Below are 22,640 nucleotides of genomic sequence, written 5' to 3'. Positions count from 1 at the left end.
TCGACACGGTCTAGCGCTTGGAGAAATCCTCCGATGATGGCAGATGTTCTCAGATACGCCGAGTGCATCTGTGATCTGTAAGCCATCCCGCAATGAGCCACGGGCGCGCTGTCGTGTTGCTCCCGAAGGATCGATCGAGCTCGCGAGCGCATCTATGATGCACGCGAGCGCTAATGCGAATTCATCACGCATCCGAGTTGCCTATTTGGTTTTGCAATGATCCGCGACTTTTGACGTCTGGGGCGAAGTCGCCCATGCATTATTCAGAAGATGGTTGGGCGCGTGTAGAGCGGGCGGCAGACGCCGCCCTTTCTCCTTTAATGTGCGGTCACGATACAACCCTTGCGGACTACTGCCGCCGCACCAAATATTTCGATCCGTCGGGATGCGTGCATTCCTGATAGGTCTCATCGATCGCACGCGGTCGGCGAAGGCCTTTTGCATCACGCTCGATCACAGTGCTCTGCATATGAACGATGACGCATGTGTCATCGGCGCTGGCCGGTAGGATGTTAAGCGCCGTCGCAGCGCATATAGCGATTGCTCTCATTTTTGTTATCCTCAGCAGTTGGACGCCACGACCATTCCATTCTTGATGGTTTCAGAACAGGTGCCACCACCGTTCTTTGGCCTTGTGATTGTCGTGTCGAGTGGCACGATGTTTCCAGTGCCACTCGACGTATTCGAAAAGACAGTTCCGGTTGCGCATCCAGGCGCAGCGATCACGCCGATCGTATTGTCATGCGCAGTGTCGCCGATGTGAACGATATGGTCGAAAATGAAAGATGGGTTCGTGCACCATGCGGAGTTCACGCCGTTGACCAGCACGTTGCTCGTTGATCCGATCAGTTCTATCGCGTTGTAGCCTGTCTTACCGCTCGACAGCATCTCCATGCCGGAGATCGTGCCACCGTTCACGTTTTTAAATCTAACAACAGTCGTAGCGTCATTCATCGAATGCGCGCCACTAATTACGATGCCGTCGATGCCGTTGCCGGCCGCAGACGCAGCGTCGGCTTCGAAATCGATAGCCGCGTTTGTTCGCGTGTATGCGGAGCCCCGAAGATAACCAGAGTCCACAATCACATTCTGAATGATGCTGCCAGCGCCGTAAGTGCGGCCAATGATGTGGGGGCCGTTCTCGACCAGTCCGGCACTTGGGACGCCGTCGTGCTGGTATCCGCGACGCACGAATATGTCTGACGACGCAGCTCCGCCAGAGATCGTTATGTTGATCCCCTTCATTGCGTGATAATCCATGAGCCTATTCAGGTTATAAGCTCCCACGCCCGTGCCGGCTACTGACGCTTCGATATGGAATGTTTCCGAACCGGGGCACGCGTCCAAGGGCCCGGCTTCGCACGGCGCACAATTCCAAATACCGACTTCAACGTCTCCGACAAAAGAGCCGGCGACGTCATGCGGCTTGGCATAGTAACACATGCTTCCCTCGACAGTTGAATAGGTTCCGATTTGGTCGAATTTCCACCGCTGCCCAGCACGATGGATGAGAGGCTTGGTAAAGTTGAACGTCTTGATGTTATTGAATAGATTATAATCCTGGGAAACAAAATCCTCCCCGGTGGTTTGGCCTATGCCTATCGCGCCTTCGACGGTGGCCCCACTGTTGTTCTGGAACTCCATGTCATGCACATGAAGAAATGCCGATATATCCCCTGGATCGGCCGACGTTGCCCCATGAAATTCGAACAGCACGTTTCCGCCGGAAAACGTCTCAGAAGCAATAAAGCGCACGCCTCCGAGCGAATCTGCACACCCACCCGTATCCAATGGAGCCCATGTGATCGGATAGAAATTCACGGGGCGTTGCAGCATATATAGACCGCAAGCAACTCGCACACCGAAGCGTGCGACACTGTCGGTATATGCACCTGCGCGATACGGACCGGCATATTTAACGCTGTCCGCGGCGGCCTGCAAAGCCGCTGAGAAATCGCCCCTCGGCCACCAATTTGCATATGGATAAGACAGCCCGCGCACCGTGCCTGCGCCCGTGAATATCGCATACGGGCCCGCGTCTATCTCCGCCTCGCTCGGGAACGTAAGCGTCTTCGTGCTCGCCACATTGATTGTCGCTCCTTGCTCGACAATCCAGCGAAACGCCCCCGAAAGCGTCAAGTCATTCGATACTGTGCATGCCGTCCCGCTCGTGAAGACAACAGTCCGCTGTGAAGACGAGGCCGCTGTCAACGCCGCATCATCGCAAGTCGACCCAAATGCCGCGACGCTGATAGCCCCGGCCACATTGCGCACGAAGGCATCGGTGGAAACCTTCGTCGAATTATCGGTCGTCGGCTGTGTCGTTGCTGTCACCCCATTCGGGATCGCCGACGAGGCTGCGGCTGCGCCCGCTGCGCCAGTGCCAATATAGATTTGCGAGGTCGTCGCAGAGGGAAGCGCGGTCGCGATATTTGCCGTTGTCGCCAGGGTTCCGTTTCCAGAAGGCAGCGCCAGCGTCCCTCCGCCCGTCGCCGGAGCCGCAAGCGCCGTCACGCCGCCAGCGGAGCCCGCAAAGAGGATAGAGCCCTGGACTGATCCAGCCTGTCCGAGCGTCAGGACACCGCCAGAGATGTTCAGATTAGGATTTCCGATTACGTTCGTTCCGGTCGAGTTGTAATAAGAGAGCTGCCCTGCCGTTCCAGCCCCTACCGTTCCGCCGCCACCGCCGGTGGTGCATGGTCCGGCATCTGGAGCTATATTCCCGCTACCATCAATCGTGGCGCAGCGCCCAGGCGTCAAAGGACCGTTCGCAGTCGCAAAGATCGTCGTATTGCCAGAGCGCGTGCCAACTCCGATCGCGCCGGTTCCGTTCCCGATGAGCGGACTATTCGCAGCAAATGAGGACGCGCCAGTGCCACCATTCGCAATGGCGAGTATTCCAGATATATCCTCCGCAGGGATCGAGTTCGATGCAGTTGACGTTGACGCACCGTTGGCTTTCATGTAGCCGGTCTGCGCTCCGAATATTGGCGCGGCGTCGAACTTTTGCTGCGGCACGAACGTCCAAGCTCGGTCCGTCGTGCAGTTAGAGTTGACGCACGCATCGCCAGCGATGGCAGCCGAAGCAAGGATGGTAGACGACAGCAGTGAGATTATAGAGCGCTTTTTCATAGGACGTGCCTCATGAGGGTTTTGAAACCCGCATCAGGCACTCTTGCGCCATCGCGTGTTTAGAAAATATCTGAGTTCATTTGTCATCGCAATAAAGCGATGGCATGAATTAGGTTCGGTTCGCCAAAAACCGATCTACCGCTTCCTGGAACCCCTTAGATGGCCGCTCGACGAGTCCGTGCTTCAAAGCTCGTTTCCGCCTCGCCCGCCGAATGATTTGAGATTGTGACATGCGGTGCTGGTCACGGATTTCGTGCCATCCACTTTTCGTCCTCGACAATTGGCGAGCGGGCCATAGCGATGCGCGCAGGTCCGCTTCTTCGTTCAGCGCCCATAAGCGTCCATTTCGTCGGCGCTCAGTCGGGAGACGGCGCGCTCGTAAGCCGCAGGGTCGGTCTCCGCGAGGCGATCGAGATAGGCGAAATCGGCCGCGTCCCGCGTGTGTTCGTCGTCGTGCGTGCGAAGCATATCGAGCGTGTGCTCATTCGATGCTGGCTCAAATATCGGCTCCGCCGCTCTCGATGGCTGGCGCTCGCCGGCGGCGGAGCCGAGATCTTGCTGGAAGAGGCGATACGCCTTTTCGAGCTGAGCGCGATCGGAAAGGCGGGCATTGGCAGGATCGCCCGTGACCGACTTCACATACATATCGAACACGTTCATCGCGCGCTCGCCCTTGTCGGCGATATGCTTTGCGGTCGTCGCCATGAAGCGCTCGACCTCGCCATACCATTGGTTTTCGATCGCCCGCTCATGGGCCTCGCGGCCGATATCCGCCTTCAGCCGCTCCCGCTCGATCTCTTGCCGCCTCTCGTTCACGGCTTCCAGGCCATTCGCATATTCGCGAGCGGTGATGTCGCCGTCTTCGAACCTCGCGACGAGCGTGTCGCGATCGGTTCGGATCGCAGTCAATCGGACAGAGACATCCCTCGGCCTCTCGATCGGCAGGATCGGGTCTGGGTCAACGCGAAGCTCGTCTTCGGTTGCGGAAGGCGTCGCGCTTCGCACCGCCTCCTCCGACGCTCCGTCGTCGTCGCTGGCGAGCGCCGCCAACTCCTCGGCGGTGAGTCCGCCCAAGGCGTGATTTTCTTCGGCTTTCGTGATCTCTGACATTGCCCTCGTCCTTGTGATATTTCTGAAGTTCGTCTTCCGGCGATCAACGACGCATATAGCTCTCGCGCGAGAGATAGGCGTCCACATCCTGCACGGTCCAATACGGTGGGAGACCATGCCGGCGCGCATATTCCGCCTGCGCCACTTCCTCGGGCGTCAACTCGCGAGGCGCGGGCGCGGGCGGTGACGAGGCGATCGGAAGAACCGCTGTGGCCGCTCGCGGTGTGGCCGGACCGCTCGCGGCGGCTGTCGCGCCCGCCATGATGCTCTTCGGCGTGACCTGCCCACTGGCCAGGGGCGATGCGCCGCCCGCATAGCCGGCGCGCATGGCGGGCTGACCGCCCGGCGTCGGAGCGGAGGAGGGCGCTTGCCCGCTAGGGGCGCTGAACAGCGGCACCGAACGGCCGGGCTGCATAATGCCACCGCCCTGTGTCCGCTGCCGGCCGATGGCCTGATCGACACGATCGGCTGCCGCCGCGATCGACTCCTCCGCCGTCATCGGAACGGCCTTTCCGTCCGAGCCGATCTTCGACAACATGCCGTTGTCGGCCATGTTCTTGCTCATGTCGAGAATGGCCTTGGTGTATTCCCTTGCGTCCATGCCGACGCCATCGGCGCGCTTCTCGGCGATCTTGCCGGCGATCTTGACCTGTTCGAGTTCAATTTGGTCGGAAAGCTTATTGCGCTCGCTCGCCCGCGCGGCCTTGGCGGCGCGCATCTGCGCGAGGTCCGCCTTGCCCTGTTCGAACGCTCGATCAGGCGCTGTCAGCGCGATGGCTGTGTCCATGAACTCGTCCGGGGCGTAGTCTTTCACATGATTGGTGCCGTTGACGTTATCCGAGTAGGTCACTCTCATGGCGGCGACATTGCCGCTATTGTCCTTGACGGGCTCGACTTTGAGGCCGTGACGATCCTGCGAGAGATAGCCGCCGTTTTGCGCCATGCTGTTGAAGTGCTTTGACGCAGCTTCATAGTCTCCCATGTGAAGCGCCTGCGTCATCCGACCGTAGTCATGAACGGCATTTTCGATATCTTTATTGTCGTTCCACTTCTGGAACGCATCGGCCGAAGCTGTGTCGCCGCGTTGGAGATAGCCCGCCACGATTTGTGGAACCATCTTCGTTCGATAGGCGTCCATGAACGAGCCGTGACGTTCCTCGAACATCTTATCGGCGTCGTCCCGGCTCGCGGCCTTCTCGCCATCGACCGTGTATGTGGGATTGCCGGCGTTGTCCTTGCCGACGATGATCGATTTCGCTTTGGATGCACCATATTCGCGCCGAACATCATCCGCCCCCGTGCGGAAAGTGTTCCGCATGTCGGCGGCGTCGTTGAGCGTGTCGAGCTTCGCCTTGCGCTCAGCGTCGAGGATCGGCGCGTTCGCCGCGCGATCCGCCTGGGAGCTATCGAAGCTCGATTGAGCAATTTTCATATCGAGCGCCGACCTGTCCGCCGCCCGCTTGTCTTGATTTTCAGCAATGGCGAGCTGCCGATCACGAATCTTTTGAAGCTGATCGGTTTGATCCCACTGACGCGCGGCGTTCAATCCGCCGGTCAGACCGCTGATGAAAGCGCCGATACCCATTCCCGTGCCAGACATGATAAAGTTTCCTTTGATTGAGACGCGATTACGCGGCGGTTCGCAATTCGCCTTCGTGACCAACTCGAATGACGACACGATCATTGACGCCTCGTGCCATAGCTGTTTGTCGAAGCTGATTGGCGACGGACGCCACGTCTTCGGCGCGCTGATCGCCAATGCCGACGACGACGATCTCGCGCCGGCCGACTTCGTCCAGCGAGTGGAGTGCGTCGCCCGGCTGGCGTGGCAGGACAAACCCGGCGGCTCGCCATTCGACCGCGATTGCCGGCGGGAGCGCTCCGCGATGGATCAGGATCGCCGCGCGTGATGTGATCGGCGTCTCCTTCGGGGCCTCGCGAACTGGCTGAACGGCGGGCAAGGCGCGCTGGAAGGCGGGCGCGGCCGGAACGACCTTGCCGGGCCGCACGGTCAGCGCGGCGCCATCCGGTAGCGTGATCGGGTGGAGGCTGAATTCTCGCGCCCACGACTCGCCCTGCGGCGGCGTCACGTCGATGCGGTCGGAGCCGACCTCGACGACAACGCTGCTCTCGCTGACCGGAGCGGCCGACAGCTCGCGCGCGACGACCAGAACCGCAAACCCGACGCTTTCGATGGCCTGAAGCGATAGCGTCAAAGCCGCATCCCTGGCGCGGTCGCCGATGAAATGCAGACCATCGAGGATCACGAGGCCGAGCTCGACGCCACGCTGCGGCTGCGCGAGCCAGCTCGCCAGCTCGCGCAGCCGCAGCGGCACGGCGGACAATGGCTCGCTGCCGCCGACTTCCGTGAAGGCGATCGGCAGGGGCGTCGTCACGCCACGAGCCAGAGCAGGGGCCGTGACGGCCCTGCGCAGTGTGTCGGCGCGCCCCTGACTCGTGACAATCGCGACGCCACTCGCCGCGCCACACGCGCGACCCATCCATCCGGCGAGGCTGGCGCGCGTGCTGTTCTCGCCGATCGGCCCGAGCCCGCACGTCGTCACGTCGCTGGCCAGAGCCGTTGCAAGATCAGCGATGATCGCGCCTTTCACCGTCTCGTCCTCGCCGACGAGGAAATGCAGTCCACATTTCGGAAACGTCTCGGCAAGAAGTGGCGTCGTCGGCATTTCGCCATACAGCTTCCAATTTTTCAGATTATGCGATTTCATCTTTGCCTCCTTGTATGACGACGGGAACGAATGTCCGCCCTTGCACTTGCTGAATCAGGATCGCGAGCGGGTTGTCGAACTTCACTCGAAGCCTGTCTTCGAACATGCCCAAATGCCGCATGACTTTTTCGATGGCTTCGATTTTGTTTACGAACTTGACCTTCTTCGTGTTGCCGATGACAACGCCGTCCTCGTTGCGGATTTCGGTCACTTCGAAGCCGGCGATGGCGCGCCGAACGTCTTCACGCATTTCGTATAACTGCTTCAGACCGCCGTCTTCGTTGAATGCTTCGCCGATGTCGAAGAACGCGAGACATGACAACTCTTGCAACACACGATCGGAAGTGATCTCCGTTCGCAATGATCTATCGGCGAGAGCGATTTCGATCGCTTTGGCGATGTCAGGTTTCGACAAGTTCTCTTCGCCGATCTGCCGTGCGGTTCGTTTCGAATAGCCCGCTCGAATGGCGGCCTGCGTCGCATTGAGGTCGATGAGATACTCCTCAACGAAGCGCTGCTGTCGCCGGGTCAATCCTTCGCGGGCCATGGCTCGCTCCTCTCGCGTTTCTTGCTGCGTGTCACAGAAAATGACGTTTTGTCAGTGAGTTATATCTGCCGGACACACCGGACAAGGCCGGACATTGTCCGGTGTGTCCGGCGTGTCTGCCGGACCGGACCGGACACAGGGACATAGGATATGTCCCGTGTGTCCGGGTCCGGGGCGCATGTCCGGGGTGATTGCTGTCTGGCAGGATCATTGAGCGCCCCCCTTGACCAGCCAGACGAGGAAGCGCCCGCCGACCTCGTAGGAGGCGATATGGCGGCGATCTCGCGCTTCATCCTCGCCGCGCTTGAAAGCCTTCTGGCGCGCCGACGCGATCTTTTTCTCGTCGTCGCCATCGGCAGGACGCGACCGATAGAATTCGCCTCGAACCTCTTCTCGATCGACGGCGCAAACCTCTGGCCCGTCCGATCCGAACGGGCGGACCTTTTTGCCCTTCTCACACAGCACGACGCGCAGCGCGTCGAGATAAGCCTTCGCATCGCGCGCCAGTGGTTTTGGCTTCGGTAATGTGATGACGCAGTCGGGCTCCGATCGGCGACCACATTCGACGTAACATGCGCCGAACGTCTCTCCGTCAGCATCCGAGCCAAGCTCGACGAAGCGTAGATCGAACGGCGCGACCCACCCCTCTTCACCTACACGGCTCTTCGTCAGGGCGATGCGCCGATTGCTGCACGCCCCCGTCGTCTGGTCTCGATCGGCGAGGACGCTGAGCACGGCATCACATCCCGCGCGCCATCCACTCGCCCCGCGCAGCCCGGTCTCGGCGGATTTTCCGAAGTGGTGAACGGGAATCACAACAACGTTGAGCGCATCGCTCATGCTCTTCATGGCGCGGATCGCCTTGGCGGCCTCGCTATTATCATTCTCGTCGCCGAGACTGAACGATGCGGCGAGGGTATCGCAGATGACCGCGCCGAGACGCGCGCGATGGGTTGTGCGGAAGCGGCGATCAACGGCGCGAAGACGAGCGATCATCGCCCTGACCTCGCGAGGGTCCGCTAAATTCGGCACCGCGCCGAGCCACGCGATCGGGAGGATTTCACCGAGCGCCTTATGATTCCGCGCTACGGCGACGCGGTTCGGTATCGTGCTCGCGCCTTCGGCGGCGAAGATCGCAACCCCGACACGCTCGGCGACCTTATAGCCAAAGAACGGCTCGCCGCTGGCGAGACTCACGGCGAGGTCCACTGCAATGAATGTCTTCCCTGCGCCGCTCTGTCCGCCGATGAAGCATATTCCGTCGAAGGGGACGAGCTTTTTTACGAGCATCGGCGGCGGCTCCGGCGACACGTCGCCGTCGAATATGAAGCCGTCGAGAGGATCAATTTCGGGGCGTTGGTCCAAAGCCGGATCGTTGGCGTCGTCCAGCGTCCGCCCGATCTCAGCAGCGAGCGCCGCGATCTCGGCTAGCTCGTCGCGCCAGCCGACGGCTTCCGGCGTCACGCCGAGCTTGTCGCACAGCCATTTCGCGCCAGCCGTCGCATCCTCGGCCCCGCCCCATTCCATCGCCATATCGATGGCCGTGCGCCGGCCCTGCTGCGGATCACCCATGTCGGCGACGCCGAAATCGACAATGCCATTCGGCGCGAGCGCGATGTCTTCCTGGAGCGGGCGGCCGAGCGACTTCGACGTGACCCTGAATGCGCCCGTTCCGGATTGCTGTTTGGCGCTCGGGAAGATCGCCGTCACCCAAAGATCGAGATTGGCGAGCGCGCGCTCATTCACGGCGCGGAAGAAGTTCTTGCCGTCCGCCGCAGGTTTCTCGGCGGCCCGGATCACCGCTGGCTTACGCTCCGGCGACGGCGGTGGGGCGAAGGTCGCGACGCGCGCGAGCAGCCGCTCGATCGTCTGCGGGGCAGGGCGGATGTCCTCCGGCGTCTCGTCGATGTGGTTGCCGGTGATCGTGAGGTAGCGCAGCGATCCGTAAATCTCGACGTGCGCCGGGTCGCATTTCGTAGCGCTCGCTACCTTCCCACGGGCCAGGAGGCGGATGCCTGTGCCGCTCGGGCTGACCTCGGCGTAGGTTTCCGCCAAATCGATGATATCGGCCGCCCATGGCTCCATCTCGCCGGTCTCGGCATTCCTGCAGGCGTCCAGATCGATGCCGGTGAGACCGTCGCCATCGGTGAAGACGAAGCCGACGCCAGCGAGGCGCGAGAAGCGCGTGCGCCAACACGCCTTCTCGTATGACGCCCATGTCTTCGGATCACCGTGGCTCCCGAAGCCACCTGTGTTCGGATCGACGGGGGGCTTCGTCGGCTTTTCCGCGCCCGGTCTCCAGAGATATTTCCACGAGACCCAGTGCGGTATCGCGCGCAGTTCGTCGAGTGCAGAGGTCGGCGGCGCGACGGAGAGACAGTCTCCGGCCGCAACAGCAGAAGGGAGATGCGCGCGCGGGTCGAACCAGTCGTCGTCGTTTGCGTGATGCTCGTCGAGCACGGCGGCCATCCTTACGACACGAGTTCGATGAGGGCGTCGAGAGCCACGTCCTCGGCATCATCGAGCGGCAGGCCGTATTCGTCGATCGCGAGGTAAAGTTCGGCAGCGATGCGCTCACGTTCATCAAATGAGAGACGTGACCATCTTCGATATTCAAAAGGCTCATCTTCATGGCCAGGATGATGGCCGCGCTCAAGCAATCGCAGACGGTTAAAGGTCTTGCTGAGCGTCGATTCGACTGCGCCTTGGCACTCATACAGTCGCGGCGTCTCGATGAAACTCTGGATGGCTCGCTCTCTGAAGAGCGCAGAGCGCTCTTGAAGAGAGTCGATCGATGTTGTATTCATGATGTGCCTGCATCTATTCGCGATTGTGAAACACCGCCGTCTGCCAACGGCGGTGTTTTCGTGTGTTAGGCGGCTTTCGCAGGCTCTTCGCCACGGGCAACGCGGTCGATCTCTGCAGCGGAAACGAATGTGCGTCCGCCGATCTTGACGAGGCGGATTTTGCCCTGCGCGGCCCAACGATAGATCGAAGCCCGCGAGACGTTGCCGAGCTTCGTGCAAGCCTCGTCAATGGGATAAATTTCGCGCTGAGGCGCGGATGTCGCCGATTCCGTGCGTGCGAACTGAAGGGTGGTCATAGTGTCGCCTTTCGCTATGAGCGGCGCACACTGTCGCGCCGCGTCACATGACGACACGTATAAATTCATATCGAATCAGGCTTGTCGAAATGTGCAAATGTGCAGATCGAAAATACCTGCACTTTCGATCGCGCACTTATCCCTGCCGGCCCGGCTTCCGACCTCCGGTCAAACTGTCGACGGCGGCTCGAATGTTGTCACGTCCATGGTATCCATTGAATTTTAAATATCGCTCTGCGTCTCTTTTGCCGAGAACCTTGCCGCCTCGCTTTGTGGCCTCCTCACTAAGAAGCTCCACGGCCCGCTGTATGCTGATCGGCTTCAGGGCTTGGCTTTCGGCGGGCGCTGCGCCATGCGCCGGCCATAGTGCTACCAACTGGTCACGCTCGGCTTCGAGACGCGACCAAATGACTTCGGCGCGGGTTTCGATCTTGTCGCTGCGCTCGCCGCCTTCCAACATCTGATCCCACGTCACCGCGCGGCGGTCGCCGAACGACACAAGGTCGGGAAAATCGCCGCAGAAGCTCGTAGCTTCAGGGATTTGCTCGCGCGAAACGCGCCCGCGCTGCTTTTCGCAATCCTCGCCAAAAAGAGGGAGATCGCCTTTTCGCAACGCGCGTATCAACTCGCTCGCGGCTCTTTCGAGTGCATCGTCGTCGCACTCCCCAGGCTGACCGGACAGCGCGATCCACCATGCGGCGGCCGACAGCGAGATAAAGTCTCGCCCCCACTCGGTCGTCAGGATGTTGGTCCATTGCGGCTCGTCGAGTGCTTGTAGACGGTCTTTATATTCGTCAGTCCCCGCAATTCGCGCGCCCGCCAGTCCGGCCAGACGATATTCCTCGCCGCGCCCAAATTCGCGGTCTATGGCGTCGATCACATCGCCGAGAACGCTGCCGCGTCGAAATTCGGCGTCGAATCGCTGGTCTATGCTCTTCCGTAACCTTTCATCTTCGGCAGTCCGCAGAGCCTTCGCCCATCGATCAAGACGCCTTTGTGAAGATGGCCGTAAAGGTTTGGCAGAAATCATCATCGCGCGCATCCGCGTGCATCGTGAGAAATCACAGGGAAACCGAGCGATGCGTTCTTGGCTTGTCGGCTGGCCGGCCTATCCCTGCGCGTTCGTATACGGATTAGCTGGTCAGCGCCTTCAGCTCTTTCGTCGCAGCCTCACGCCGAGCGTCGATCCAGTTCGCGAGGTCGTCGATATGAACTCCGCGCGCCGCCTTCTGGCTCGACGCTTCCATGCGGACAATTGGTATCTTGATTTCCCCTTTCGCCGCCTTCTCGATGAAATGGCGTGTAGTCAAATGCGAAAAGTAGTCCTTACAGACAAGCTCAAGCGGTATGATTGCCATAGCCCCGTATTGAGCCATAAGGATGAAGCGGGTGTTCATTGATTTCCACTCCCGCATAACGCGATGATTGCCGCAGCTTCGTCGATTAATAACTTCGCTTGCTCGCGCGCCGATCCGAGGACGTGACACTCGAATTCCTCGTCGAGCGCCATGGTGAGCTTGAATGCCTTTACCTTGGCTAGAAATTGGTCGGGGGTTTGCGCCGGGGTGGCGTTGATCAACGCGCGGACGGTCCAGAGGCTATCTAAGGTGCGCTCGAATTCATCCGCGGAACCTTCGGAATTCGGAATATCGTGTAACTCTTTGTCGATGCGCTCTAATTCGAGTACGAGAGCTTGAATTGACGGAATTTGTCCGATGTGGCTTACGGAATTTCCGTTTTGATGATATAGTTTTTCCGTAGTCATGGCGGAGAACCTCCTATTCTCTCCTTGGCGAAGACCGAACGAGACGTTGCCGCGTCTCGTTCGGTCGCTATTCAGGCGTCATTATTGACACCAGACCTCCTAAACTTCAAGATGTTCTTTGTTTTTGGCTCGCACCATGCCGCCCAAGCAGCCATGAGCGCGCGGCGCTTTTCCAGCGCATCGCTGCGCCGATATGCTTGTTCGGCCTTGTCGCCGACGACATGCGCGAGCGCCGCTTCGGCGACCTCACGCGGAAAATGGGTTTCGTTTCCGGCCCAATCGCGGAACGCTGATCGAAATCCGTGTACCGTGATGTCTTCGACCTTCATGCGGCGCAGCATCATTTCCATCGCCATGTTCGAAAGGGGGCGATTTGCCTTCCGTCCGGGGAACACGAAGTCTCCAGCCTTTCCCTCTTCGAGCGTTTTCACGATCGCCAAGGCGCGGTCCGATAACGGTATGCGATGCTCGCGTGCGGCCTTCATGCGCTTGGCCGGAACGGTCCAGACTTTTTTCTGTGTGTCGATCTCGCACCACTGCGCGCCGAGCGTTTCCCCCGAGCGCGTCGCGGTCAAAATGCAGAACTCCAGCGCCAGCGCCGCCACCGCGTCGCGACCGCGCAGGCTGGCCATAAACGCCGGCATGTCGGCGTAGGCCATTGCCGCGTGATGGCCGCGCGAGAGCTTCTGACGCTTCGGAAGAAGGTGAGACAAGTGGCCCCGCCATGCGGCGGGGTTCTCGCCGGAGCGCTGGCCCTGAGCTTTGGCGGCGTCGAGAACGGCCTCGATCCGACCGCGAAGGCGGGACGCGGTTTCCGGCTTTGCCGTCCACAAGGGTTTCAGCACGTCGAGCACTGCTGCGGTGTCGATTTCGTCGATCGGGCGTGACCGCAACGGCGCGGCATATTTGAGGAGCGTCATCTTCCATTGCGCGCGGTGCTTGTCGTTGCGCCACGCGCCCTCTTTGGCGGCGATGAGCGCATCAGCGACCTCCCCGAATGTCGGCTTGGCGGCGCGAACCTCCCGAGCTTGGTCTCGCGCCGCGATAGGGTCTCTGCCCTCTCTGGCAACGCGCTCGGCGTCATCGCGAGCCTTGCGGGCGTCGGCGAGCGAGACCGCAGGGAAGCCGCCGAGGCCCATTTCTCGACGTTTCCCGCCCCAGGGGAAGAGATAGAGCCAGCGCCGGCGCATGGCTGCGCCTTCGCCGTCGATGACCAGATAGAGCCCGCCGCCGTCCGAGTGCCGGCCCGGCTCTGTCAGCGCCGCCGCCTGCCGCGCCGTTAGCTTATTTCTCGCCCGAGCCATCGGCTCCACCCCACATGCGGCCCCACTATCGGCCCCACTTATGGACTGCGCTTATAAGCGATAGCGTGACTCATGGGAAGACGCCGTGAGACATCGAACCCAATATTTCGTTGGCTTATTGCGTCATGGTGGTTTTCGGTGAGACGCGATGGTGGGATAGTTCGGCGGACACCCCTTCCGCCAGAAGCTCACGCACCCGCGCGCTTGAATATTCGATCAGCGGCCATTTTCTTCTGTCAGCGATTTGGACTTCAATGACAATTGAACAACATAGTCGGGAGCGGCAAATCGAGCTTGGTCGGTCCATCGCGACTTGCCGCAAGATATATCTCGACGCACGGTTCTGGATTATTGCGCGGGATACGGCGTTGGGCGCTCGTACAGACCCGGCGGCCCAGAAACTTCTTCATCATCTGCGCCGGGGCGTCGCCGGAGGTCGCCTTATATGCCCGATTAGCGCAAGCATGTTCCTCGAGCTGATGAAGCAGTCCTACAGCCCAGGCCGCCGGATCGGCACCGCGCGGCTTATCGACGAGCTTAGCTTAGGCGCTACGATGGTTCCTTCGCAGATTGTCATGGGAACCGAAATCCATTCGTTCTTGTCGAAAGCCAAAGGAGGAGTTGGACTTTACCCCATGCAGGAGCTGATCTGGACTAAAGTCGCCTACGTCCTCGGCGATACCTATGCTTCGCCAGACCAGTTTCCTGCCGATGAAAAGCTGGCTATTCAAAAGGCTTTCTTTGACCACCTCTGGGGCTATTCACTGAGCGATTTATTGAAAACGATGGAAGATGACATACTATGGCGCGATGATTTTGAGGACCTAGCCAAGTATACGAACCAACAGAATGCCGAGCACAAAGATGAGCTTCGCAGCTTTGCTCACACATATGACGTTGAATTGAGGGGAGCTATCGAGCTGGCTGGAGACCTGGCGGCCGGTGTTATCCATGAGCTTGCTGAGAAGGAGGCTGGGCGTCAATTGCCAGTCACACCGCATCAGCGCGCAGCTTCTGTCAATATGTGCCGCAATCTACTCTACCATGCCTTCAAGCGGCCGGAGACCAAAGATGCGCTACGCTCTCTCCATATTGGCGCGTCCATTCACGCGGCCATGCGTTGGGATAAGAATCGGAAGTTCAAGTCCAATGACTATTACGACTTCGAGCATGCCGTCGCCGCACTGGGATACTGCGACACCTTCCTGACTGAAGGTCCGCTTCACGATTTAGTAACGCGGCGGAACGTCAATTTGGAAGCCGTGAACGGTTGCCGTGTATTTTCTGACGTCCAGGCGGCAGCCGATCATGTCAGGCAACTTTCCTCCCCTGCTGAACAATGAACAACCGCGCGCTCACCTCTTACCTTCATCCAAGCCGTGAGGCGGTGCGCTGGGCCGCACCTGTGTCGCGCCCCCCGCGCCGAAACGCCAGCGGCGGCTGGCCATAGACGCGCAGAAACGCCCGCCGCATCCGTTCCGGATCGCCGAAGCCGGCCTCCCGCGCGATGCGCTCGATCGCGCCGCCGCCGTCCTCCAGCTCGCCTTTCGCTTTGTCGAGGCGCAGGCGCTCGATCGCTTTGGCCGGCGTGACGCCGGTCGCGCGTAAGAAAGCGCGCGCGAAATTGCGCGGGCTCATCGCGGCCTGTTCCGCCAGCTCCTCCACCGTGAGGCGTTGCTGTAGCCGCTCGCCAGCCCAGCGCAGCAGCGTCGGGAATTTGTCCTGCCGGCTCTCCATTTCCAGCAATGCCGAGAATTGCGACTGGCCGCCCGGGCGCCGATGATAGACGACGAGCTGCCGCGCGACGGCGCGCGCGATCTCCTCGCCGAGATCGTCGCAGATCATCGCCAGCGCGAGATCTATGCCCGCAGTGATGCCGGCCGAGCTCCAGATCGGCCCGTCGCGCACGAAGATCAAATCCGGCTCCAGCCGAATTTTCGGAAATCGTCGCTGCAAATCGCGGCAGCGACTCCAATGAGTCGTCGCTCTGCGGCCGTCGAGCAGGCCCGCCGCCGCGAGCACATAGGCGCCCGAGCATACGCTCGCCGTGCGGCGGGCGCGGGCCGCCGTTCTCCGCACGAAAGCGAGAGTCGCCGCATCCGTTGCGGCGCCTCGTGCGCCCAGGCCGCCGGCGATGAGCAGCGTGTCGCAGCGCCGCGCCGCGGCGAAGCTCGCGGCGGCGATGGCGACGCCGGAAGACGAGCGCACCAGGCCGGGCGCTGCGGCGATCGTCCTTGTCGCATAGGCGCCGGGCGCGATGCGCGCGGCGATCTCGAAAGCGGCGATCGGCCCGGCGGCGTCCAGGATCTGGAAGTCGTCGAAGATCAGAAAGGCGACGATGCGCGGCGCCATGGCTTTGTCCGAAAAAGTGGGAAAACTGTCATTTCAGACAGAGCCTAGCGGCGTGATATTGTCATCGTCAACTCGGGAGGCTCACATGTCCGATCGGCCCTTTCGCATCGTGTTCGCGATTTTTCCGCGCCTCACCCAGCTCGATTTCACCGGCCCATTCGAGGTGCTGGCGCGATTGCCGGGCGCCGAGGTCGTCGTCGCCTCGCGCGAGGGCGGCGCCGTGACCTCCGACACGGGATTGGAATTCGGCTCGACGCGCGCGCTCGCGACAGTGGAGCATTGCGATCTCCTCTGCGTTCCCGGCGGCCCCGGCGTCGAGGCGGCTTCCGTCGATCGCGAATTTCTCGCCGAGATCGCCCGGCTCGCGCAAGGCGCGCGTTATGTGACCTCGGTCTGCAATGGCTCGCTTCTTCTGGGCGCCGCGGGTCTGCTGCGGGGCAAGCGCGCGGCCTGTCATTGGGCGTGGCGCGATCTTCTGCCATTGTTCGGCGCCGAGCCCGACGCCGCGCGCGTCGTGCGCGACGGGCGCGTGATCACCGGCGGCGGCGTGACCGCGGGAATAGATTTCGCATTGACGGTCGCGGCCGATATCGCCGGCGAGCGCGTCGCGCGCGCGATTCAACTGTCGATCGAATATGCGCCGGCGCCGCCCTTCGCCTCCGGCCGACCGGAGACGGCGGGTAAGGAGATCGTCGATGTCGTCGCGCCGCGTTTCGCCGAGCGAAAGGCGAGATTTGCGGCGACGCATGGCTGAGGTCGGCTCCGCCTTCCCCGAGGCGGAATTATATGCTCTATCCACGCCGTCGCCTGCGCGACGCCTCGCCTTCGCGCGTCGATCGCGTCGCGAAACGATGCGCGGGCGCCGATGATCTCGCCGCAATGGATCGTGTCGTCGAATGACTTCCGCGCCGATTCCGCATCTTTTGATCGACGGCTTCCTCGGCGAAGCGCGCATGCGCGAGCTCTTGGAATGGGCTCTCGCCCATGAAGGCGAGTTTCACGACTCGGGTTTCTATACGAGCAAGGAGGGCGCGCGCGTCGACAAATCAGTGCGCGACTGCAAGCATCTGCTCGAGCTCGGTTCGCTGCGCGCGACCTTTTCCGAATCCGTCGATGCGATCCTCGAGCAGCTGACGCGCGAATTGGCGGCGGGGCCGCTCGACGAGGCCAAAAAAGAAATCGAGATGGTCTGGAACGGCGACGGCGGCTTCTTCAAGCGCCATGCCGATGCGCCGCGACGGCCGGACGGGCATGACAGTGTGAGGGTTCTCACGCTCGTCTATTATTTTCACGCCTCGCCGAAGCAATTCGAAGGCGGCGCGTTGCGCGTGCATGCGCCGTCGCGGGGCGCGGGGTTCGTGGACATCGCCCCGCTCTGCGATCGGCTGGTCGCATTTCCATCCTTCTTTGTTCACGAGGTGTTGCCGACGCGCTGTGCGACAGCGCACTTCGTCGACGGTCGTTTTTCGATCAATTGCTGGCTCAGGCGGCCGCGCGTCGAGGCGGGGTGAGGGCTCGGGGTTCGGCGCGATCCGGCTGTCGACGCGCTCGCGCGCGATGTCGCCCTTGAGCTCGGCGGGCCATCCCTGGACTTTGCATTGCGCAATCCTTCTCCAACGTCTTGCGAAGCGCCGTCCTGGGACCAGATACAATCGCGCTGTCGAATGCGAAACGGGATCTGGGGCGAGGCGTAGCTCGTCAGCCGACGGAATGGAGAGGATCGAGAGAACCGGGAGGCGTCCGTGGGCAAGAACATCGTCATTTGCTGCGACGGAACGGGCAACGAATTCAGAGACGACTGCAACTCCAACGTGATCAAGCTGTTCAATGCGCTGAAGCTCGACGAATTCCAAGTCGGATATTATCGACCCGGAGTAGGGACGATGGGGTCGCCGATTGCGCGGACCAAGCTCGGAAAGCAGCTGTCTCGTTTGAGAGGACTCTTGTTCGGGGCCGAGTTTCTTTCCGGCGTGCAAGACGCCTATCGTTTTCTCATGAACGCTCATCAGCCGGGCGATCGGATCTATCTGTTCGGATTCAGCCGCGGCGCCTATGCCGTTCGGGCGCTGGCAGGCATATTGCGAATGTACGGCCTCCTCCGGCCCGGGAACGACGAGCTTATTCCCTACATTGCTCGCATGTTCGCCAGGGCGACCCGCGAGATGCGAGCGATCGATGTGGCGGACAATTTCAAATATGCGCTGTCGAAAGATTGCAGCGTTCATTTCGTAGGCATATGGGACACTGTTCGCTCGGTCGGGTGGATCTATAATCCGGTCGTGCTTCCTCTCACGGCGTGCAATCCGACCATCGTCAACGGTCGGCACGCGGTTTCGATCGACGAGCGCCGTTGCTTCTACACGCCGCACCTGTGGGGGGAGCCGCAGCCGGGCCAGAATATCAAGCAGGTCTGGTTCGCGGGCGTGCATTCGGATGTCGGCGGCAGCTATGCCGAGCGTCAGAGTGGGCTGTCGAAAATCGCTCTGGAGTGGATGCTGGTCGAGGCCGTGACCTTCGGCTTGAAAATCGAGCCGGAGCGGGCCGCGGTCGTTCTCGGCCAGGAGCGGAAGGCCCACGGCTTCATGCCGTTCCAAGTCAAACCCGATCCGGCCGCGGATCGCCACGAGTCCCTGCACGGCCTATGGTGGCTGCCTGAACTCCTCCCATGGCCCTTGCCCGAAGAAGCGCGGCCGCGGTTGCCGCCTTTCCACTTTCCCTTGGGCGGATGTCGCGCGATTCCGGATCATGCCGCGATCCATGAAAGCGTTTTCCATCCGATACGAAGAATTGCCTACGAGCGGCTCCCGAATTGGTTCCGAATCGAGCCGTATCGATTCTTGGACGAAGTGCTCGCGGCCAAACGAACCGAGACCGCCGGGGGCGGCCCGACCCCGCGCGCTCACACCCGACACGCCGTCACGCCGGATCGGATCTTCCCGTGGCGCGCTCGCCGTCCCGCGCATGGAGGGCGTCGGCGCGCGGTTCGCGCAGGAGCGTCGGAGTCGTCGCCAACGGCGCACTGACCGCGATCGGCCGCCCGGAGATCGCCGCGCGCGTGGAATTTCGAGATCGTGCCCGGGACGATAGCCATACTTCGAGTGGCGCCGGCGATCCACCCCTCGCGTTCGCCCCCCCGAATCGCTAAAATCCCCCGCATGGCCAAATCCGACGATCTTTTCGGCGGCGCTCAGCGCAAGCCAGCCGCCGCCGCTCCCGTCCCGCGGGCGCCCAAGGCGCCGGCGGAATATGACGCCGCCTCCATCGAGGTGCTGGAGGGGCTGGAGCCCGTCCGGCGACGGCCGAGCATGTATATCGGCGGCAAGGATGAAGCCGCCATGCACCACCTCTTCGCCGAGGTGCTGGACAACGCCATGGACGAGGCCGTCGCCGGCCACGCCACTTTCATCGAGGTCACGCTCGAGCCGGGCGGCTGGCTCACCGTGGTCGACAATGGCCGTGGCATTCCCGTCGGCCCGCATCCGAAATTCCCCAAGAAGTCGGCGCTCGAAGTGGTCATGACCGTGCTGCACGCCGGCGGCAAATTCGATTCGGGCGCCTATCAGACCTCCGGCGGCCTGCATGGCGTCGGCGTCTCCGTCGTCAATGCGCTGTCCGAGCGCGTCGAGGTGGAGGTGGCGACCGGCCAGCAGCTCTATCGACAGATTTTTTCGCGCGGGATTCCGCAAGGCAAGCTCGAGCAATTGGGTCGCATCGCCAATCGCCGCGGCACCAAGGTGCGCTTCAAGCCGGATGCGGAGATTTTCGGCCCCGCGACGCATTGGCGCCCGGCGCGGCTGTTTCGCATGTCGCGTTCCAAGGCCTATCTCTTCGGCGGCGTCGAAATCCGCTGGCGCTGCGCGCCGGAGCTGATCGAGCCGGGCTCCGAGGTTCCGGCGGAGGCCGTGCTGCGCTTTCCGGGGGGCCTGCGCGACTATCTCGCCCGCGAGACCGAGGGCAAGGAGCTCGTCGCCGATCAGCCCTTCGTCGGCAAGGTGGAGCGCGAGGGCGGCCATGGCTCGCTCGAATGGGCGATCGCCTGGTTCGCCAATGAGGACGGTTTTTCCCATTCCTATTGCAACACCATTCCGACGCCGGACGGCGGCACGCATGAGGCGGGATTCCGCCTCGCTCTGCTGCGCGGGCTGAAGGATCACGCCGAGCGCATCGGCCAGGCCAAGCGCGCCGCGCTTCTGACGGCCGAGGATCTGATGGGCCAGTCTGCGGCGATGATCTCCGTCTTCATTCGCGAGCCGGAATTCCAGGGCCAGAACAAGACGCGGCTGATGAATGTCGAAGCCTCGCGCCTCGTCGAAGGCCCGGTGCGCGACGCCTTCGATCATTGGCTCGCCGGCGCGCCCTCACAGGCGACCAGGCTGCTCGATTTCGCGGTGGAGCGCGCCGAGGAGCGCCTGCGCCGCCGCGCCGAGAAGGAGCAGGCGAGGAAATCCCCGACGCGCAAATTGCGCCTGCCCGGCAAGCTCGCCGATTGCACCAACACCTCGTCGCAGGGCTCGGAGATTTTCATCGTCGAGGGCGATTCGGCCGGCGGCTCGGCCAAAGCGGCGCGCGATCGCGCCAACCAGGCGATCTTGCCACTGCGCGGCAAGATATTGAACGTCGCTTCCGCCGGCCGCGAGAAGCTCGCGGCCAATCAGCAGCTCGCCGATCTGGTGCAGGCGCTCGGCTGCGGCGTCGGCGCGCATTATCGCGACGAGGAGCTGCGTTACGACAAGATCATCGTGATGACCGACGCCGATGTCGACGGCGCGCATATCGCCTCGCTGCTCATCACCTTCTTCTTTCGGCAAATGCCCAAGCTCATCGACGGCGGCCATCTCTATCTGGCCGTTCCGCCGCTCTACAAGCTGACGCAAGGCGCCAAGACCGTCTATGCGCGCGACGACGCGCATCGCGACGAGCTCGTCAAAAAAGTGTTGACCGGCAAGGGCAAGATCGAGACGAGCCGCTTCAAAGGCCTCGGCGAGATGATGCCGGCGCAGCTCAAGGAAACGACGATGGACGCCAGGAAGCGCACGCTGCTCAAGGTCGTGATCGCCGGCGAGGAGCGCGAGGAGACCGCCGATTGCGTCGAGCGGCTGATGGGCGCAAAGCCCGAGGCGCGTTTCGCCTTCATTCAAGAGCACGCCGCTTTCGCCACGGAATTGGATGTGTGACAGCCGGAACCGCGACGCCTGTCGACGCGTTTTCTTCGCGCGCTCGTCATTGCGAGCAGCGAAGCGACGCAGCGATCCGGAGGCCTCTCGGCGCTGGATCGCTTTGCTTCGCGCGCAATGACGGAAGGCGCTCGCCCGCCGGCGCAGGTTCGGTTATGCTTTCCGCCACTCGAAGCGGGCGGCGGGCGTCGAGAGGTCGATTTTGACGGACATCGACAGCATGAGCGAGGCGTCCGCGCCGGAGCGGCGGGACGATCGCGACGAGACTCTGGCGCTCGAGCGCATGCGTATGGCGCTCGACGCGAGCCTCACCGGAATCTGGGATTGGGATCTCGTCACCGGCGAGGTGCATCTCGACGCGCGCGTGCGCGCGCTCTGGGCGCTGCCGGACGACGCCCCCGGCAGTTTCGAGATTTTCCGCAATGCGTTGCATCCGGACGACAAGGCGCACACGCGCGAGGCCGTGCAGGCCGCGCTCGATCCCGGACAGCTCGGCGATTACGAGGCGGAATATCGCATTGTCGGCCAGACCGATGGCGTCGAGCGCTGGATCGCGGTGCGCGGCCGCACCTTCTTCGAAGGCGGGCGCGCGGCGCGCATCATCGGCACGGCGCGCGACATCACCGATCGCAAGCGGCGCGAGGACCATGTCCATGTGCTGCTGCGCGAGCTCGTGCATCGCTCCAAGAATCTGCTCGCCGTCGTGCAGGCCATGGCGCGGCAGACGGCGGCGGGCGCGCCGTCGCTGGAGGAATTCCAGCGCAAATTCGCCGCGCGGCTGCAGGCGCTCTCCATGGCGCATGATCTTCTGGTGTCGCAGGACTGGCGCGGCGCCTCGATGACGGAGCTGGCGCGCGCGCAATTGTCCTATTGCCTCGACGCCGGCTGCGTCGAGGAGCAGACGCGCGCCGGCGGCCCCGATCTGATGCTGAAGCCGGAGGCCGCGCAGAACATCGGCCTCGCTCTGCACGAGCTCTCCGTGAACGCGCTGACGCATGGCTCGCTGTCGCGGCCGGAGGGGCGCATAGAGCTGCGCTGGCGCGTCGAGGACGAGCGCTTTCTCGTCGAATGGCGCGAGTTCGGCGGCCCGGCGGCGCCGGAGTCGCCTCGCGAGGGCTTTGGCCATAAGGTGATCAAGCGCCTCGTCGCGCAGGCGCTCGGCGGCGAGGCGACGATCGGCTTTCCGCCCGATGGTTTCGAGTGGACGCTGGCCGTGCCGGCCGAGCAGGCGTTGGCGGGGTGACGGCGCGCTTCCCTTCTCCCACTTGTGGGAGAAGGTGGCCCTCGCGTCAGCGAGGGTCGGATGAGGGCCCTTCCCGCCGCAGCATTATTTGCATTTGAAGCGCTGCGAACCGCGGCGGCCCTCATCCGACCCGACTTCGTCGGGCCACCTTCTCCCGCATGCGGGAGAAGGGAGCGCCAGC

At 62.2% G+C, this 22,640-nt stretch carries 19 protein-coding genes; 6 read left to right on the top strand and 13 right to left on the bottom strand.

All coding sequences use genetic code 11. The annotated features are described in order from the left end of the window. Positions 1–561 precede the first annotated feature (561 nt). The 12 genes from AC6IY7_RS03420 to AC6IY7_RS03365 all read right to left on the bottom strand — a co-directional run bounded on the left by AC6IY7_RS03420 (position 562) and on the right by AC6IY7_RS03365 (position 13,690). On the bottom strand, positions 562–3,132 hold the full coding sequence (locus AC6IY7_RS03420; protein WP_497781621.1) for a hypothetical protein: 2,571 nt from the start codon (positions 3,130–3,132) through the stop codon (positions 562–564). A 324-nt stretch (positions 3,133–3,456) separates the two neighbouring features. Next, entirely contained in the window at positions 3,457–4,371 is a 915-nt protein-coding gene (locus tag AC6IY7_RS03415) for a hypothetical protein (protein WP_497781620.1), read from the bottom strand. Further along, positions 4,286–5,926: a hypothetical protein gene (locus tag AC6IY7_RS03410; protein WP_497781619.1), complete on the bottom strand. Its 1,641-nt coding sequence runs from the start codon at positions 5,924–5,926 to the stop codon at positions 4,286–4,288. The genes AC6IY7_RS03415 and AC6IY7_RS03410 overlap by 86 nt, the downstream gene beginning before the upstream one ends. Beyond that, positions 5,871–6,971 (bottom strand): hypothetical protein, encoded by a 1,101-nt coding sequence (locus AC6IY7_RS03405; protein ID WP_497781618.1) that lies wholly within the window; start codon positions 6,969–6,971, stop codon positions 5,871–5,873. Before AC6IY7_RS03405 ends, AC6IY7_RS03410 begins: the two co-directional genes overlap by 56 nt. Beyond that, on the bottom strand, positions 6,958–7,518 hold the full coding sequence (locus AC6IY7_RS03400; protein WP_497781617.1) for a terminase small subunit: 561 nt from the start codon (positions 7,516–7,518) through the stop codon (positions 6,958–6,960). Before AC6IY7_RS03400 ends, AC6IY7_RS03405 begins: the two co-directional genes overlap by 14 nt. A 207-nt stretch (positions 7,519–7,725) precedes the next feature. After that, complete coding sequence (locus AC6IY7_RS03395) at positions 7,726–9,978, bottom strand: AAA family ATPase (protein ID WP_497781616.1); 2,253 nt, start codon at positions 9,976–9,978, stop codon at positions 7,726–7,728. 11 nt (positions 9,979–9,989) lie between these two features. Further along, positions 9,990–10,325, bottom strand: a complete 336-nt coding sequence (locus AC6IY7_RS03390; protein ID WP_497781615.1) for a hypothetical protein — start codon at positions 10,323–10,325, stop codon at positions 9,990–9,992. Positions 10,326–10,390: 65 nt separating this feature from the next. Further along, positions 10,391–10,621: a helix-turn-helix domain-containing protein gene (locus AC6IY7_RS03385; protein ID WP_497782769.1), complete on the bottom strand. Its 231-nt coding sequence runs from the start codon at positions 10,619–10,621 to the stop codon at positions 10,391–10,393. Between the two features lie 136 nt (positions 10,622–10,757). Further along, positions 10,758–11,654: a hypothetical protein gene (locus tag AC6IY7_RS03380; protein WP_497781614.1), complete on the bottom strand. Its 897-nt coding sequence runs from the start codon at positions 11,652–11,654 to the stop codon at positions 10,758–10,760. Between the two features lie 100 nt (positions 11,655–11,754). After that, complete coding sequence (locus AC6IY7_RS03375) at positions 11,755–12,018, bottom strand: pyocin activator PrtN family protein (RefSeq protein WP_497781613.1); 264 nt, start codon at positions 12,016–12,018, stop codon at positions 11,755–11,757. Beyond that, a complete protein-coding gene (locus AC6IY7_RS03370; protein WP_497781612.1) occupies positions 12,015–12,386 on the bottom strand; it encodes a hypothetical protein in 372 nt (123 codons plus the stop codon). Before AC6IY7_RS03370 ends, AC6IY7_RS03375 begins: the two co-directional genes overlap by 4 nt. A 71-nt stretch (positions 12,387–12,457) precedes the next feature. Further along, the gene (locus AC6IY7_RS03365; protein WP_497781611.1) at positions 12,458–13,690 is read right to left on the bottom strand and encodes a tyrosine-type recombinase/integrase; all 1,233 of its coding nucleotides are present in this window, start codon (positions 13,688–13,690) and stop codon (positions 12,458–12,460) included. 125 nt (positions 13,691–13,815) lie between these two features. Here AC6IY7_RS03365 and AC6IY7_RS03360 point away from each other — a divergent pair, with 125 nt between their 5' ends. Further along, positions 13,816–15,033 (top strand): hypothetical protein, encoded by a 1,218-nt coding sequence (locus tag AC6IY7_RS03360; RefSeq protein WP_497781610.1) that lies wholly within the window; start codon positions 13,816–13,818, stop codon positions 15,031–15,033. A gap of 25 nt (positions 15,034–15,058) precedes the next feature. Here AC6IY7_RS03360 and AC6IY7_RS03355 read toward each other — a convergent pair whose 3' ends face one another. Beyond that, complete coding sequence (locus AC6IY7_RS03355; protein WP_497782768.1) at positions 15,059–16,030, bottom strand: GlxA family transcriptional regulator; 972 nt, start codon at positions 16,028–16,030, stop codon at positions 15,059–15,061. 97 nt (positions 16,031–16,127) lie between these two features. On the opposite strand from AC6IY7_RS03355, the gene AC6IY7_RS03350 reads away from it, so the two are divergent. From AC6IY7_RS03350 to AC6IY7_RS03330, 5 genes are all read left to right on the top strand, one after another. Next, the gene (locus AC6IY7_RS03350; protein ID WP_497781609.1) at positions 16,128–16,796 is read left to right on the top strand and encodes a DJ-1/PfpI family protein; all 669 of its coding nucleotides are present in this window, start codon (positions 16,128–16,130) and stop codon (positions 16,794–16,796) included. A gap of 142 nt (positions 16,797–16,938) precedes the next feature. Further along, positions 16,939–17,553 (top strand): 2OG-Fe(II) oxygenase, encoded by a 615-nt coding sequence (locus AC6IY7_RS03345; RefSeq protein WP_497781608.1) that lies wholly within the window; start codon positions 16,939–16,941, stop codon positions 17,551–17,553. A 231-nt stretch (positions 17,554–17,784) separates the two neighbouring features. Continuing rightward, positions 17,785–19,065 (top strand): T6SS phospholipase effector Tle1-like catalytic domain-containing protein, encoded by a 1,281-nt coding sequence (locus tag AC6IY7_RS03340; RefSeq protein ID WP_497781607.1) that lies wholly within the window; start codon positions 17,785–17,787, stop codon positions 19,063–19,065. A 132-nt stretch (positions 19,066–19,197) separates the two neighbouring features. Next, positions 19,198–21,216, top strand: coding sequence for a DNA topoisomerase IV subunit B (parE, locus tag AC6IY7_RS03335; protein ID WP_497781606.1), 2,019 nt, complete (start codon positions 19,198–19,200; stop codon positions 21,214–21,216). 220 nt (positions 21,217–21,436) lie between these two features. Continuing rightward, a complete protein-coding gene (locus AC6IY7_RS03330) occupies positions 21,437–22,459 on the top strand; it encodes a sensor histidine kinase (RefSeq protein WP_497781605.1) in 1,023 nt (340 codons plus the stop codon). Positions 22,460–22,640 lie beyond the last annotated feature (181 nt).

The organism is Methylosinus sp. is20ea, assembly GCF_059718135.1.
This window is presented reverse-complemented; position numbering and strand designations above follow the sequence as displayed.